The sequence below is a fragment of the Hydrogenophaga sp. FG152 genome (assembly GCF_057809615.1).
This window is the reverse complement of record NZ_JBMDKH010000005.1, coordinates 164,944-177,669: the sequence shown is the minus strand read 5'-3', so window position 1 is coordinate 177,669 and position 12,726 is coordinate 164,944. Positions and strand designations below refer to the sequence as shown.

The window sequence follows — 12,726 nt, the reverse complement described above, 5'->3', positions numbered from 1 at the left end:
CTCAGGCGTCCGGGTGGGCCCAGTTCCTGGCCGCGGCGTAGACCGCGTTCGGGTACTCGGCGCGGCCCCGGCTGCCGTTGTAACGGCCGAGCGCCAGGAAGGTGTCGCCGCGTTCGCGGTCCAGGTAGTGGCGCAGGATCACGCAGCCAAACCGCAGGTTGGTCTGCATGTTGAAGAGCCGGCTGGCATCGCCGTCGCCGATCAGGCGCGACCAGAACGGCATGATCTGCATGTAGCCCCGAGCGCCCACGCGCGAGATGGCGAACTTGCGGAACGCGCTCTCGACCTGCACCAGCCCCAGCACCAGGGTGGTGTCCAGCCCCGCGCGCCGGGTTTCGTACCAGAGGGTCTGCAGGAACTCGATGCGGGTCTGGAAGTCCGGCTTGCGGCGCTGCAGCCGGTCGCTGGACGCGCCCAGCCAGCGCAGATAGGCCAGGCGTTTTTCCAGGTCGGTGAACTCGGGCACGGGCGGCGCGCTGTTGGCGATCGCAGCGCTCAAGGCACCGCGCACCGAATCGGCCAGGGGCTCTTCCAGTTGGCCACCGGCGTGCGCGACCGGGGACAGAGAGCCCAGGCCCAACGCGCCGGCAGCCAGCAGGCAGTCGCGGCGCGACCAGGCCAGCGGCTTCATGCGCCCAGCTTGCCCTTCAGGAGCGCCACCACCTCGCCCAAAGCCACCTGGGTGGCGGCGGCATCGCGGCGGTGCTGGTATTCCACCTGCCCGGCCTTGAGGCCCCGGTCGCCGATGGTGACGCGGTGCGGCACACCGATGAGCTCCCAGTCCGCGAACATGGCGCCAGGGCGCTCGCCCCGGTCGTCCAGGATCACATCCACCCCTGCCGCCAGCAACTCGCCGTACAAACGTTCGGCGGCGGCCTTCACCTCCGGGCTGCGGTCCATGCCGATGGGGCAGACCACCACCGTGAACGGCGCCAGCGCGTCGGGCCAGATGATGCCGCGCTCGTCGTGGTTCTGCTCGATCGCCGCGGCCGGCAGGCGCGTGATGCCGATGCCGTAGCAGCCCATCTCGAAGTGCGCGGGCTTGCCGTCCTCGCCCAGGAAGGTGGCGTTCATGGCCTTGCTGTACTTCGTGCCCAGGTAGAACACGTGGCCGACCTCGATGCCGCGCTCGATCGCCAGCACGCCCTGGCCATCGGGCGAGGCATCGCCTTCGACCACGTTGCGCAGGTCCGCCACCAGGGTCGGCTCGGGCAGGTCACGGCCCCAGTTCACACCGGTCATGTGGAAGTCCGGCTCGTTGGCCCCGCAGATCCAGTCCGCCAACACGGCCACCTCGCGGTCGACCACGAGATTCACCGGCTTCTTCAGGCCGATCGGGCCCAGGTAGCCCGGCTTGCAGCCGAAGTGCGCATCGATCTCGGCGCCAGTGGCGAACCGGAAACCAGCGTTGAGCCCCGGCACCTTGGCCACCTTGACCTCGTTCATGTCGTGGTCGCCGCGCAGCAGCAGCAGCCAGACCTGGCTCTTGGCGACCTCGCCCGCCTCGTCGAGTTCGTCGGTGGCCAGCACCAGCGATTTCACCGTGGTGGCCAGCGGCACGCCCAGCAGCGTGGCCACGTCGGCACAGGTGGCCTTGCCGGGGGTGGGCGTCTTGGCCATGGCATTGACCGCCGCAGGGCGCGGCCCCGCTGGCGCCAGCGCCTCGGCTTTTTCCATGTTGGCGGCATAGTCGCTCGCCGGGCAGTAGACGATGGCGTCTTCCCCGGTCGCGGCAATCACCTGGAATTCCTCGCTCAGATCACCACCGATGGCGCCGCTGTCGGCCGCCACGGCGCGGTAGCGCAGGCCGAACCGGTCGAAAATGCGCCGGTAGGCTGCGGCCATCACCTGATAGCTCAGCTTGGCGGTCGACTCGTCCCGGTCGAAGCTGTAGGCGTCCTTCATGATGAATTCGCGGCCCCGCATGAGGCCGAAACGCGGACGCCGTTCATCGCGAAACTTGGTCTGGATCTGGTACAGGTTCTTCGGCAACTGCTTGTAGCTTCGGAAATCCTGACGGGCAATGTCAGTGACCACTTCCTCACTGGTGGGTTGCACCACGAAATCGCGGTCGTGCCGGTCCTTGATGCGCAGCAGCTCGGCCCCCATCTTGTCAAAGCGCCCGGTTTCCTGCCAGAACTCCGCCGGCTGGATCACCGGCATGGTGAGTTCCACCGAACCCGCACGGTTCATTTCCTCGCGCACGATGGCCTCTACCTTGTGGATCACGCGCAGACCCATGGGCATGTAGCTGTAGATGCCAGCGCCGAGCTTCTTGATCATGCCGGCGCGCGTCATCAGTTGGTGGCTGACGACTTCCGCGTCGGCCGGGGCTTCCTTGAGGGTGGAAATCAGGAACTGGGAGGCTTTCATGGGCGAGCTGGGTTCTGCCAATCGGCAGTGTTGGGAGAAGCGGAGTAGGAACCGGGGAACGGCGCATCCGGCGATCTGGACGGCCCACCTGCGCCCGGAGATGCAACAGGTGTGTGATCACTTCGCAACTTGCATGCCGCGATGCATAATGAACACAGTTTAAAAATTTGGGGTTGATTATGCTTGACAGAGAAGGCTTCAGGCCCAATGTCGGCATCATTCTGCTCAACCAGCGAAACCAGGTGTTCTGGGGCAAGCGCATCCGCTCACACTCCTGGCAGTTTCCGCAAGGTGGCATCGACAGAGGCGAGACACCTGAGCAGGCGATGTACCGCGAGTTGCACGAGGAAGTCGGGCTCATGCCCGAGCACGTGAGCATCGTTGCCCGCACGCGGGACTGGTTGCGCTACGAAGTGCCGGACCGCTTCATCCGCCGCGATGCCCGTGGCCACTACAAGGGACAGAAACAGATCTGGTACCTGCTGCGCCTTGTGGCACAGGACTGGAACCTGAACCTGCGCGCGACCAGCCATCCGGAGTTCGACGCCTGGCGCTGGCATGACTACTGGGTGCCACTCGACGTGGTCGTGGAGTTCAAACGCGGCGTCTATGAAATGGCACTCACCGAACTCTCGCGCTACCTGCCCAAGAACGACACCCGCAACCGCTACCTGCGCGGTGGCTCCCGCCACCGCCACGACGAAAGTCCCGAATCCTCGTCCCTGTCAGCCCCACCGCCGGGCCTGGAGTTGCCCCCGGGCGCCAGTTTTGATCCCGACCCGCAGAGCGGCTCCCGCTCTGCCCACATCGAACACAAATGACTTCTGCCCGCCACCGGTTGCCGCAATGCCTGTCCGTCGCAGCGGCCCTGATTTCGTTTCTGGGTTTCAGCCCTGCATTGCAAGCCCAATTGCGAGACGACCCCGACGCCCCTGCGTGGCAGGAAGCGGCGGTGAAGCCGCCGCCCACTTTCAGCACGGACCAATTGCAGGCCTTCGATGTCTCAGCCGGTACGGCGTTGAACTACGGTATCGACCCCAAGACCTTGAGCGTGGGGGAAGACGGTGTGGTGCGCTACGTTCTGGTCGCCCGCAGCTCCAGCGGGGCGCTCAATGTGCTGTACCAGGGCCTCCGCTGCCAGACCGCTGAAGTCAAGACCTACGGGCGCTGGAACAACAACGCGTCCAGCTGGAACGTCAACGCCAAGGAAGCATGGCAGGAGCTGTCGTTCTCCGGCCCTACCCGCCCTGCCATGTTGCTGGCACGGGCGGGCATCTGCGAAGGCCGAACCATCAACGGCAGCGCGCAGAAAATCCTGCACACCCTCAAACACGGCCGCCCGGAAACGCGCTGAGCGGGCCGGGGGCGCTGGCCTTAGCCGCGCGCCAAGACGAGGTTGTCCCGATGGATCATTTCGGGTTCTGCCACGTAACCCAGCAAACGCTCGAAGTCCTGCGATGACTTGCGGCAGATGAGCCGGGCCTCGCTGCTCGCGTAGTTGGCCAATCCGCGCGCCACCTCGGCCCCGCGCGCATCGCGCACCGCGATCACATCCCCACGGGAGAACTCGCCGTCGACGCCCGTCATGCCGATGGGCAGCAGGCTCTTGCCTTCGCCCACGATCTTGCCGACCGCGCCATCGTCCACCACGACGGCACCACGCAACTGCAAATGATCGGAAATCCAGCGCTTGCGCGCCTGGTGCTTGGGCGTCTGGGCCACGAGGCAGGTGCCGATGGCTTCACCCGCCGTCAGTCGCAAGAGCACCTCGGGCTCACGGCCCCAGGCGATGACCGTGGAGGCCCCGGAGCCGGCGGCGCGCTTGGCGGCCAATATCTTGGTGATCATGCCGCCCTTGCCAATGCCACTGCCCGCCCCGCCCGCCATGGCTTCCAGGCGTGCGTCGCCAGCGCGGGCGACGTGAACAAACTGAGCGGAAGGATCGCGCCTGGGATCGGCCGTGTACAAGCCCTTCTGGTCGGTCAGGATCACGAGCACGTCGGCCTCCACCAGGTTGGCCACGAGCGCGCCCAGTGTGTCGTTGTCGCCGAACTTGATCTCGTCGTTGACGACGGTGTCGTTCTCGTTGATCACCGGCACAACGCCCAGTTGGAGCAAGGTCAACAGGGTCGAGCGGGCATTGAGATAACGTTCACGGTCCGCGAGGTCGGCGTGCGTCAACAGCACCTGTGCGCTGCCGACGCCACAACCGCGCAGCTTGCTCTCGTACATCTGCACCAGGCCCATCTGCCCCACGGCCGCCGCGGCTTGAAGTTCGTTGATCTCCTTGGGCCGCACGGTCCAGCCCAGGCGCTTCATGCCCTCGGCTACCGCGCCGCTGCTGACCATGATGACCTCACGCCCCTGCTGCACCAGGGCCGCCAATTGCTGACTCCATTGCCCGATGGCTTCCTCGTCGAGGCCGCGGCCCTCATTGGTCACCAGGCTGGAGCCCACCTTGACCACGATGCGCCGGGCCATTTTGAACACAGCCGCCGGTGCCATGCCATTCACATTCATTGAGTCAACGGGCGAAGAAGTCGAGGCGGTGTCCATGGGTGGGCAGAATCGAAATCAGAGGGTGTCCGGACCATTCACGAAACGGGGATCCACATCCACAGGCGCTTGCATCGACTGATGCACCTGCGCGATGTGCTGGTAGATCTTCTGCACCAGCAGTTCGCAACCCTCGCGGGTGAGCGCTGAAATTTCGAAGACGGGCCCCTTGTATTTCAGGCGTTTCACGATGTCCTTGACCCGGGCCTCCCGCTCCTCGGCGGGCACCATGTCCAGCTTGTTGAGCACAAGCCAACGAGGTTTCTCATACAGCTTCTGATCGAATTTCTTCAACTCCGCCACGATGGCCTTGGCCTGCGCAACAGGATCGACGCCTTCGTCGAAGGGCGCCACATCCAGCATGTGCAGCAGCAGGCGCGTGCGTTGCAGGTGCCGCAGGAACTGGTGTCCCAGGCCGGCGCCCTCCGAGGCCCCTTCGATCAGCCCGGGCACATCGGCCACCACGAAGCTCTTCTCCGGCCCGACGCGGACCACGCCCAGGTTGGGATGCAGGGTGGTGAACGGGTAGTCGGCGATCTTGGGCCGTGCGTTGGAGATCGCCGCAATCAAGGTCGACTTGCCCGCGTTGGGCATGCCCAGCAGGCCCACATCGGCCAGCACCTTGAGCTCCAGTTTCAGACTGCGCTTTTCCCCCGGCCAGCCGGGCGTCTTCTGGCGCGGCGCCCGGTTGGTCGAGCTCTTGTAATGCATGTTGCCGAAGCCGCCGTCGCCCCCTTTGGCGATCGTCACCTGCTCACCGGGCTGCAGCAACTCGAACAGCACTTCGCCGGTCTCGGCATCTGCAATGATGGTGCCCACCGGCATCTTGAGGACGATGTCGTCGCCCTTGACGCCAAACATGTCCGAACCCTTGCCGTGTTCGCCGCGATGCGCTTCGAAGCGGCGGGTGAAGCGGAAATCCACCAGGGTGTTCAGGCTGGCGTCCGCCACGGCATACACATGGCCGCCGCGGCCGCCATCGCCTCCATCGGGGCCACCGAACTCTTTGTATTTTTCATGCCGGAAAGATGCGCAGCCATTGCCGCCATCGCCCGCAGCGACATCGATCGTGGCTTCGTCCACAAATTTCATGACATGCTTTCCAGGAAGGAACTGCTAGAGAAGGGCCAAACAAAAAGCCCGCACGGGCGGGCCTTTTGCATTCAACGTATCACATGTGCCTCGTCGCACTGCACCGATTTCTCAATCTTGCAGCACCGGAGCACGCCCACTCAGACGGGGGTGATGCTGACAACCTGACGGTTCAGCGCGCCTTTGATGGCGAAGCTCACGTGGCCATCGACCGTTGCAAAAATGGTGTGGTCCTTGCCCACGCCCACGTTCATGCCGGGGTGGAACTTGGTACCGCGCTGACGCACGATGATCGAGCCAGCACTGACCAGCTCGCCACCAAACGCCTTCACGCCGAGCATCTTGGGCTTGGAATCGCGCCCGTTTCGCGTTGAGCCGCCGCCTTTTTTCTGTGCCATGTTGACTTACTCCTCAGGCTGCGATCGAAGCAATCTGCAGTTCGGTGAAATTCTGACGGTGCCCTTGGCGCTTCTGGTAGTGCTTGCGACGGCGCATCTTGAAGATGCTGACCTTGTCGTGCCTGCCGTGGGCCAACACCGTGACCGTGACCGTTGCGCCGGAAACCAAGGGAGTGCCAACCTTGATATCGGTGCCGTTGCCGACAGCGAGTACTTGGTCAAACACGATCTCTTGGCCCACATCCGCAGCAATCTGTTCTACTTTAATTTTTTCGCCAGCAGCAACACGATACTGTTTGCCACCGGTTTTTATGACCGCGTACATATGAACCTCTTTAAAAATTCCACGAATGGAAGCTCGGCGGACCCAATTCCACCGAGCCTTAGATTTTAGCATGTGCCCGGAAAACCAGCAAGCAGCTGGCGTGCCACCGCCTTCTCGGCTTTCTGGTGCGGCCATTTTCAGAGGACCTGGGGCACCGTTCCTATAATCCCAACCCGGCCCGACACCCCCTATCGACCCCGCGTTTCCACCTTGACCACCCCCATCAATTCCCCCGCCAGCCCCTTGGAGCTGATCCAGCCCGACATGCAGCGGGTGGACCAAGTCATCAGCGAACGCCTGACCACCGAGGTACCGCTGGTCCGGGAAGTCGCCCAGTACATCATCTCGGCAGGCGGCAAGCGCTTGCGCCCGGCCTTGCTGCTGCTGGTCAGCGGAGCGATCAACAGCCAGAACCCCCAGCGCCACACGCTGGCGGCCGTGGTGGAGTTCATTCACACCGCGACCCTGCTGCACGACGACGTGGTGGACGAGTCCACCTTGCGGCGAGGCCGCGAGACCGCCAACGAGCGATTTGGCAATGCCGCCAGTGTGCTGGTGGGAGACTTTCTTTACTCCCGCGCTTTTCAGATGATGGTGGACATCAACGACATGCGCGTGATGCAGGTGCTGTCCGACGCCACCAACGTGATCGCCGAAGGCGAAGTACTTCAACTCATGAACATGCACGACGCCACCATCGACGAGGCCGCGTACCTGCGCGTGATCCGCTCCAAAACGGCCAAACTGTTCGAAGCCAGCGCCCGCTTGGCGCCCATCCTGGCGGGCGCGGATGCCCACACCGAGGCCCTGTGCGCGGAGTACGGGCAGGCCCTGGGCACCGCCTTCCAGGTGATCGATGACGTGCTCGACTACGAGGGCAGTGCCGATGAACTGGGCAAGAACCTGGGGGATGACCTGCGCGAAGGCAAGGTCACCCTGCCCATCATTTGCGCCCTGCGTTCCGGCTCCGAGGCGCAGAAGGCGCTGCTGCGCCAGGCCATCGAACAGGGCGACGTGGCGCATCTCGACGCCATCAGGGACATCATTCTTCAAACGGGCGCCCTGGATGCTGCTCGGGTCAGTGCGCACGCGGAGGCCCAACGGGCGATTGAGGCCGCCAGGCAACTGCCGGTCAATGCCTACAGCGCGGCTTTGCTACAATTGGCGGCTGGCCTGCTTGAGCGTCGATCTTGAGCAGCCGCTGAAGGCCAACGGCCTTCAGACGATCGACCACTTTGGTCCATCGGGGTGTAGCTTAGCCTGGTAGAGCGCTACGTTCGGGACGTAGAGGCCGGAGGTTCGAATCCTCTCACCCCGACCAGTTTCCCCCTTTCAGACATTGCCGTTCAGACCGAGCCAACGACCGGCCGGTCGGATTTCGCGTCCTCGATACAACGGCCAGCGGGGGAATCCGCATTTCCGACACAAGTTGCCTCAATAATGGCGGGCAAGTCCTTGATTTACGATAAATAGAAATCTATGGCGTCCGTCGAAACCCTCCCTCAGGAGACCCCGTCCATGGCCTTGCCAGGCCTGGGCCGCGCGCTCGTGTCCGCGGGGAAGCTTGGCCAGAAGGCGGCTGAAGATCTTTATCGCAAAGCACAAAGCGGCCGCTCGAGCTTCATCGCAGAGCTGACCGGCTCAGGGGCGGTATCCGCGTCGGATCTGGCCCACACCATGTCGGTGGCTTTTGCCGCGCCGCTGCTCGATCTGGACGCGATCGACGTGCAACGCCTGCCCGCCGGCCTGCTCGATCCCAAGATCTGCAGCGACTACCGCATCGTCGTCCTGAGCAAACGCAACAACCGCTTGATGGTGGCCACGGCCGATCCAGCCGACCAACAGGCCGCCGAGAAGATCAAGTTCGCGACCCAGATGGGCGTGGACTGGGTGATTGCCGAGTACGACAAGCTCAGCAAACTGGTGGAGACCCAGACCACCAGCGTCAACGACACGATGGACAACATCATCGGTGGCGAGTTCGAGTTCGACGAGGCGGCCACCGAGACGAGCGTGAGCGACGTGACCGACAAAGCGTCGGAGGTCGACGACGCGCCCGTGGTCAAGTTCCTGCACAAGATGTTGATTGACGCATTCAACATGCGGGCATCCGACTTGCACTTTGAGCCTTACGAGCACAACTACCGGGTGCGCTTTCGGGTGGACGGCGAACTGCGTGAAATTGCGTCGCCGCCGATCGTGATCAAGGACAAGCTGGCGTCGCGGATCAAGGTGATCTCCCGCATGGACATCTCGGAGAAGCGTGTGCCCCAGGACGGGCGCATGAAACTCAAGATCGGGCCGGACCGGGTGATCGACTTTCGGGTCAGCACCCTGCCCACCTTGTTCGGCGAGAAGATCGTGATCCGTATTCTGGACCCGAGCAGCGCCAAGGTCGGCATCGATGCCCTGGGCTACGAACCTGAAGAAAAAGAGCGGCTGTTGAACGCGATCAGCCGGCCGTACGGCATGGTGCTGGTCACCGGCCCCACGGGTTCGGGGAAAACCGTGTCGCTGTACACCTGCCTGAACATCCTGAACAAGCCGGGCATCAACATTTCCACGGCGGAAGATCCGTCGGAAATCAACCTGCCGGGCGTCAATCAGGTCAACGTCAACGAGAAGGCGGGGCTGACCTTCGCGGCGGCCCTCAAGGCATTTCTGCGCCAGGATCCCGACGTGATCATGGTGGGTGAGATTCGCGATCTCGAAACGGCGGACATCTCGATCAAGGCCGCACAAACCGGTCACATGGTGCTGTCCACCCTGCACACGAACGATGCGCCGACCACGTTGACGCGGATGATGAACATGGGCATTCCCACGTTCAACATCGCCTCCAGCGTGATCCTGATCACCGCCCAGCGGCTGGCCCGCCGCCTGTGCGCCACCTGCAAGGCGCCGCTGGACGTACCGCGCAAGGCCCTGGTGGACGCCGGATTCAAGCCGGAAGACCTTGACGGCACCTGGACGCCCTACAAGCCTGTGGGGTGCTCGGCCTGCAACAACGGCTACAAGGGCCGCGTCGGCATCTACCAGGTGATGCCCATTTCGGAAGAAATCCAACGCATCATCCTGCGTGGTGGCAGCGCGCTCGACATTGCCCAGCAGGCCAGCAAGGAGGGCGTTCGCACGCTGCGCGAATCGGGTCTGCTCAAGGTGAAGCTGGGCATGACTTCGCTGGAAGAAGTGCTCAGCGTGACCAACGAGTGACGCAGCTCCAGACACAAGGCTCAGAGGGATAGAGGGACACCATGGCAACCGCAGTATCCAAGAACGTCAAGGACGCCGTCTTCGAGTGGGAAGGCAAAGACCGCAACGGCAAGACCGTGCGTGGAGAAACACGGGCCGCGGGAGAAAACCAGGTGTTGGCCGCGCTGCGGCGCCAGGGCATCGTGCCCGGTAAGGTCAAGAAGCGCCGCATGAGTTCGGGCAAGCGCATCAAGCCCAAGGACATTGCCATCTTCACGCGCCAGCTGGCCACCATGATGAAGGCCGGTGTGCCCCTGCTCCAGGCGTTCGACATCGTCGGCCGGGGCAACGCCAACCCCAGCGTCACCAAGCTGCTCAACGACATCCGCACCGATGTGGAAACCGGCACCTCGCTGAGTTCGGCGTTTCGCAAACACCCGCTGTACTTTGACAGCCTTTACTGCAACCTCGTGGAAGCCGGTGAAGCCGCCGGTATTCTGGAGGAGTTGCTGGACCGCCTGGCCACTTACATGGAGAAGACCGAGGCGCTCAAGTCCAAGATCAAGTCGGCGCTGATGTACCCGATCGCCGTGATCATCGTGGCCTTCGTGGTGGTGACCATCATCATGATCTTCGTGATCCCTTCGTTCAAGGAGGTGTTCTCCTCCTTCGGCGCCGATCTGCCCGCGCCGACCCTGTTCGTGATCGCGATAAGCGAGTTCTTCACCGAGTACTGGTGGTTGATCTTTGGCGTCCTCGGTGGCGGTTTCTACTTTTTCATGCAGGCCTGGCGGCGCAATGAGAAGGTGCAGCGGTTCATGGACCGCCTGCTGCTCAAGCTGCCGATCTTTGGTCCATTGATCGAAAAATCGGTCATCGCCCGCTGGACGCGCACGCTGGCGACGATGTTCGCGGCGGGCGTGCCTCTGGTGGAAGCGCTGGACTCTGTGGGCGGCGCATCGGGCAACTCGGTCTACGCCATTGCCACCGAACGGATCCAGCAGGAGGTGTCGACCGGCACCAGCCTGACCAACGCCATGACCAATGCCAACATCTTCCCATCCATGGTGCTGCAGATGTGCGCCATCGGTGAGGAGTCGGGCTCCATCGACCACATGCTGGGCAAGGCCGCCGACTTCTATGAAGCCGAGGTCGACGACATGGTGGCGGGCATCTCCAGCCTGATGGAGCCCATCATCATCGTCGTGCTGGGGACCGTCATTGGCGGCATCGTGGTGTCGATGTACCTTCCCATCTTCAAGCTGGGCCAGGTGGTTTGATGCTGGCGGAAGCGGGCGTGCCGGGCGCGGCGCTGCTGGGCTTGCTCGGCTTGTTGGTGGGCAGCTTTCTCAATGTGGTGATTCACCGCCTGCCCAAGATGATGGAGCTGCGCTGGGCCGCCGAATGCGCGGATCTCCAGAACACGGAGGAGAATCCGGCAGCGGCCTCACCAGAAGCTGAACCATTCAACCTGATGGTGCCGCGCTCGCGCTGCCCGCATTGCGGACATCAGATCCGCTGGTTCGAGAACATCCCGGTGTTCAGCTACCTCGCCTTGCGCGGCCAATGCAGCCAGTGCAACGCGCCGATCAGCGCACGCTATCCGGCGGTGGAGTTGACAGCCGCGGTGCTGTTCGCCTGGTGTGGGTGGCAATGGGGGCTCGGCTGGGAGGCCCTGGCCTGGTGCGGTTTTTCCGCGGCGGTGCTGGCACTCGCGTGTATCGACTGGGACACCACGCTGCTGCCCGACGACATCACCCTTCCCTTGCTGTGGGCCGGCCTGTGCGCAGCAGGTCTGCGACTGACCGATACCGCGCTCCCGGACGCTCTCTGGGGGGCCGTGGCAGGCTATCTGTCGCTCTGGCTGGTGTACTGGGCTTTCAAGCTGATCACGGGCAAGGAAGGCATGGGCTACGGTGACTTCAAGCTCTTCGCCGCCTTCGGCGCGTGGTTCGGCTGGCAAGCCTTGATCCCGGTGATCCTGATGGCATCGGTGATCGGTGCCGTGGTGGGCATCGCCATCAAACTCAAGGGCAACCTGCGCGAGGGAGGCTATGTGCCTTTCGGCCCCTTCCTGGCCTTGGCCGGCTTGACCTCGATGGTCTTTGGCCCTTCGGCCATTCTGGCCGCCATCGGCCTGTGAGCCCGACGCCTCAAAGCCCACCCCTGCGGCTGGGACTCACCGGTGGCATTGGCAGTGGCAAGAGCACGCTGGCGCGCCTGCTGCAGGCCCGTGGCGCCAGTGTGATCGATGCCGATGCCATCTCCCGCCGCAGCACAGAAGCCGGCGGTGCCGCAATGCCCGCCATCGCACACACCTTTGGCCCGGCATTCCTGGCTCCAGATGGCGCCCTCGACCGGCAGCGCATGCGCGATCACGTGTTCGCACACCCCGAAGCCCGCCACACGTTGGAGCAGATCATCCATCCGCTGGTGGGCGCGGAAATCCAGCGCCAAGCCCAGGCATCAACCTCTTCCTGTCTGGTGTTCGATGTGCCTCTGCTCGTCGAGTCCCCACGCTGGCGGCCTCAGCTGGACCGCGTGCTGGTGGTCGACTGCTCGCCCACCACGCAGATCCGCCGCGTGAATGCACGCAGTGGATGGGATGCCACCACCACCGAAGCCGTGATGCGCAACCAGAGTCCGCGTGCCTTGCGCCTGGCCGCAGCCGACCTCGTGGTCTTCAACGACGCCGACGACCTGGCCCTGCTGGAGCGCACCGCAGAGGTCCTGGCCAAGCGGTTCGGGCTATGATGAACCCCCACCCGCCGCTCCGTCCCGCGACCGCCC

The 12,726-nt window shown here is 63.7% G+C and carries 13 protein-coding genes and 1 tRNA gene; 8 read left to right on the top strand and 6 right to left on the bottom strand.

All coding sequences use genetic code 11. From position 1 onward, the window contains the following. Position 1 precedes the first annotated feature (1 nt). Both ACODTB_RS08200 and ACODTB_RS08195 read right to left on the bottom strand, forming a co-directional pair. Positions 2 to 631: a lytic transglycosylase domain-containing protein gene (locus tag ACODTB_RS08200; protein ID WP_291114906.1), complete on the bottom strand. Its 630-nt coding sequence runs from the start codon at positions 629 to 631 to the stop codon at positions 2 to 4. Then, complete coding sequence (locus tag ACODTB_RS08195; RefSeq protein WP_291114904.1) at positions 628 to 2,373, bottom strand: proline--tRNA ligase; 1,746 nt, start codon at positions 2,371 to 2,373, stop codon at positions 628 to 630. Before ACODTB_RS08195 ends, ACODTB_RS08200 begins: the two co-directional genes overlap by 4 nt. Positions 2,374 to 2,552: 179 nt before the next feature. Here ACODTB_RS08195 and ACODTB_RS08190 point away from each other — a divergent pair, with 179 nt between their 5' ends. Together ACODTB_RS08190 and ACODTB_RS08185 are read left to right on the top strand one after the other, a co-directional pair. Beyond that, the gene (locus ACODTB_RS08190) at positions 2,553 to 3,194 is read left to right on the top strand and encodes an RNA pyrophosphohydrolase (protein WP_291114902.1); all 642 of its coding nucleotides are present in this window, start codon (positions 2,553 to 2,555) and stop codon (positions 3,192 to 3,194) included. After that, positions 3,191 to 3,727, top strand: a complete 537-nt coding sequence (locus ACODTB_RS08185; protein WP_291114900.1) for a CNP1-like family protein — start codon at positions 3,191 to 3,193, stop codon at positions 3,725 to 3,727. The genes ACODTB_RS08190 and ACODTB_RS08185 overlap by 4 nt, the downstream gene beginning before the upstream one ends. A 20-nt stretch (positions 3,728 to 3,747) precedes the next feature. Here ACODTB_RS08185 and proB read toward each other — a convergent pair whose 3' ends face one another. From proB to rplU, 4 genes are all read right to left on the bottom strand, one after another. Next, on the bottom strand, positions 3,748 to 4,878 hold the full coding sequence (proB, locus tag ACODTB_RS08180) for a glutamate 5-kinase (RefSeq protein WP_291114897.1): 1,131 nt from the start codon (positions 4,876 to 4,878) through the stop codon (positions 3,748 to 3,750). A 69-nt stretch (positions 4,879 to 4,947) separates the two neighbouring features. Then, complete coding sequence (gene cgtA / locus ACODTB_RS08175; protein WP_488929239.1) at positions 4,948 to 6,021, bottom strand: Obg family GTPase CgtA; 1,074 nt, start codon at positions 6,019 to 6,021, stop codon at positions 4,948 to 4,950. 140 nt (positions 6,022 to 6,161) lie between these two features. After that, positions 6,162 to 6,419, bottom strand: coding sequence for a 50S ribosomal protein L27 (gene rpmA, locus ACODTB_RS08170; protein WP_297397423.1), 258 nt, complete (start codon positions 6,417 to 6,419; stop codon positions 6,162 to 6,164). A gap of 13 nt (positions 6,420 to 6,432) precedes the next feature. Then, entirely contained in the window at positions 6,433 to 6,744 is a 312-nt protein-coding gene (gene rplU, locus ACODTB_RS08165) for a 50S ribosomal protein L21 (RefSeq protein ID WP_382161335.1), read from the bottom strand. 264 nt (positions 6,745 to 7,008) lie between these two features. Here rplU and ACODTB_RS08160 point away from each other — a divergent pair, with 264 nt between their 5' ends. The 6 genes from ACODTB_RS08160 (at position 7,009) to coaE (ending at position 12,690) form a co-directional block, all read left to right on the top strand. After that, positions 7,009 to 7,938: a polyprenyl synthetase family protein gene (locus tag ACODTB_RS08160; protein WP_488929252.1), complete on the top strand. Its 930-nt coding sequence runs from the start codon at positions 7,009 to 7,011 to the stop codon at positions 7,936 to 7,938. A gap of 50 nt (positions 7,939 to 7,988) precedes the next feature. Next, positions 7,989 to 8,065, top strand: a tRNA-Pro gene (locus tag ACODTB_RS08155). Between the two features lie 158 nt (positions 8,066 to 8,223). Further along, positions 8,224 to 9,957 carry a type IV-A pilus assembly ATPase PilB gene (pilB, locus tag ACODTB_RS08150; RefSeq protein WP_291121456.1) on the top strand — a complete coding sequence of 578 codons (1,734 nt, stop codon included), beginning with the start codon at positions 8,224 to 8,226 and terminating at the stop codon, positions 9,955 to 9,957. A 41-nt stretch (positions 9,958 to 9,998) separates the two neighbouring features. Further along, complete coding sequence (locus ACODTB_RS08145) at positions 9,999 to 11,216, top strand: type II secretion system F family protein (RefSeq protein WP_291121454.1); 1,218 nt, start codon at positions 9,999 to 10,001, stop codon at positions 11,214 to 11,216. Then, on the top strand, positions 11,216 to 12,079 hold the full coding sequence (locus ACODTB_RS08140) for a prepilin peptidase (protein WP_291121452.1): 864 nt from the start codon (positions 11,216 to 11,218) through the stop codon (positions 12,077 to 12,079). The genes ACODTB_RS08145 and ACODTB_RS08140 overlap by 1 nt, the downstream gene beginning before the upstream one ends. Beyond that, the gene (coaE, locus tag ACODTB_RS08135; protein ID WP_291121449.1) at positions 12,076 to 12,690 is read left to right on the top strand and encodes a dephospho-CoA kinase; all 615 of its coding nucleotides are present in this window, start codon (positions 12,076 to 12,078) and stop codon (positions 12,688 to 12,690) included. The genes ACODTB_RS08140 and coaE overlap by 4 nt, the downstream gene beginning before the upstream one ends. The last annotated feature ends 36 nt before the right edge of the window (positions 12,691 to 12,726 follow it).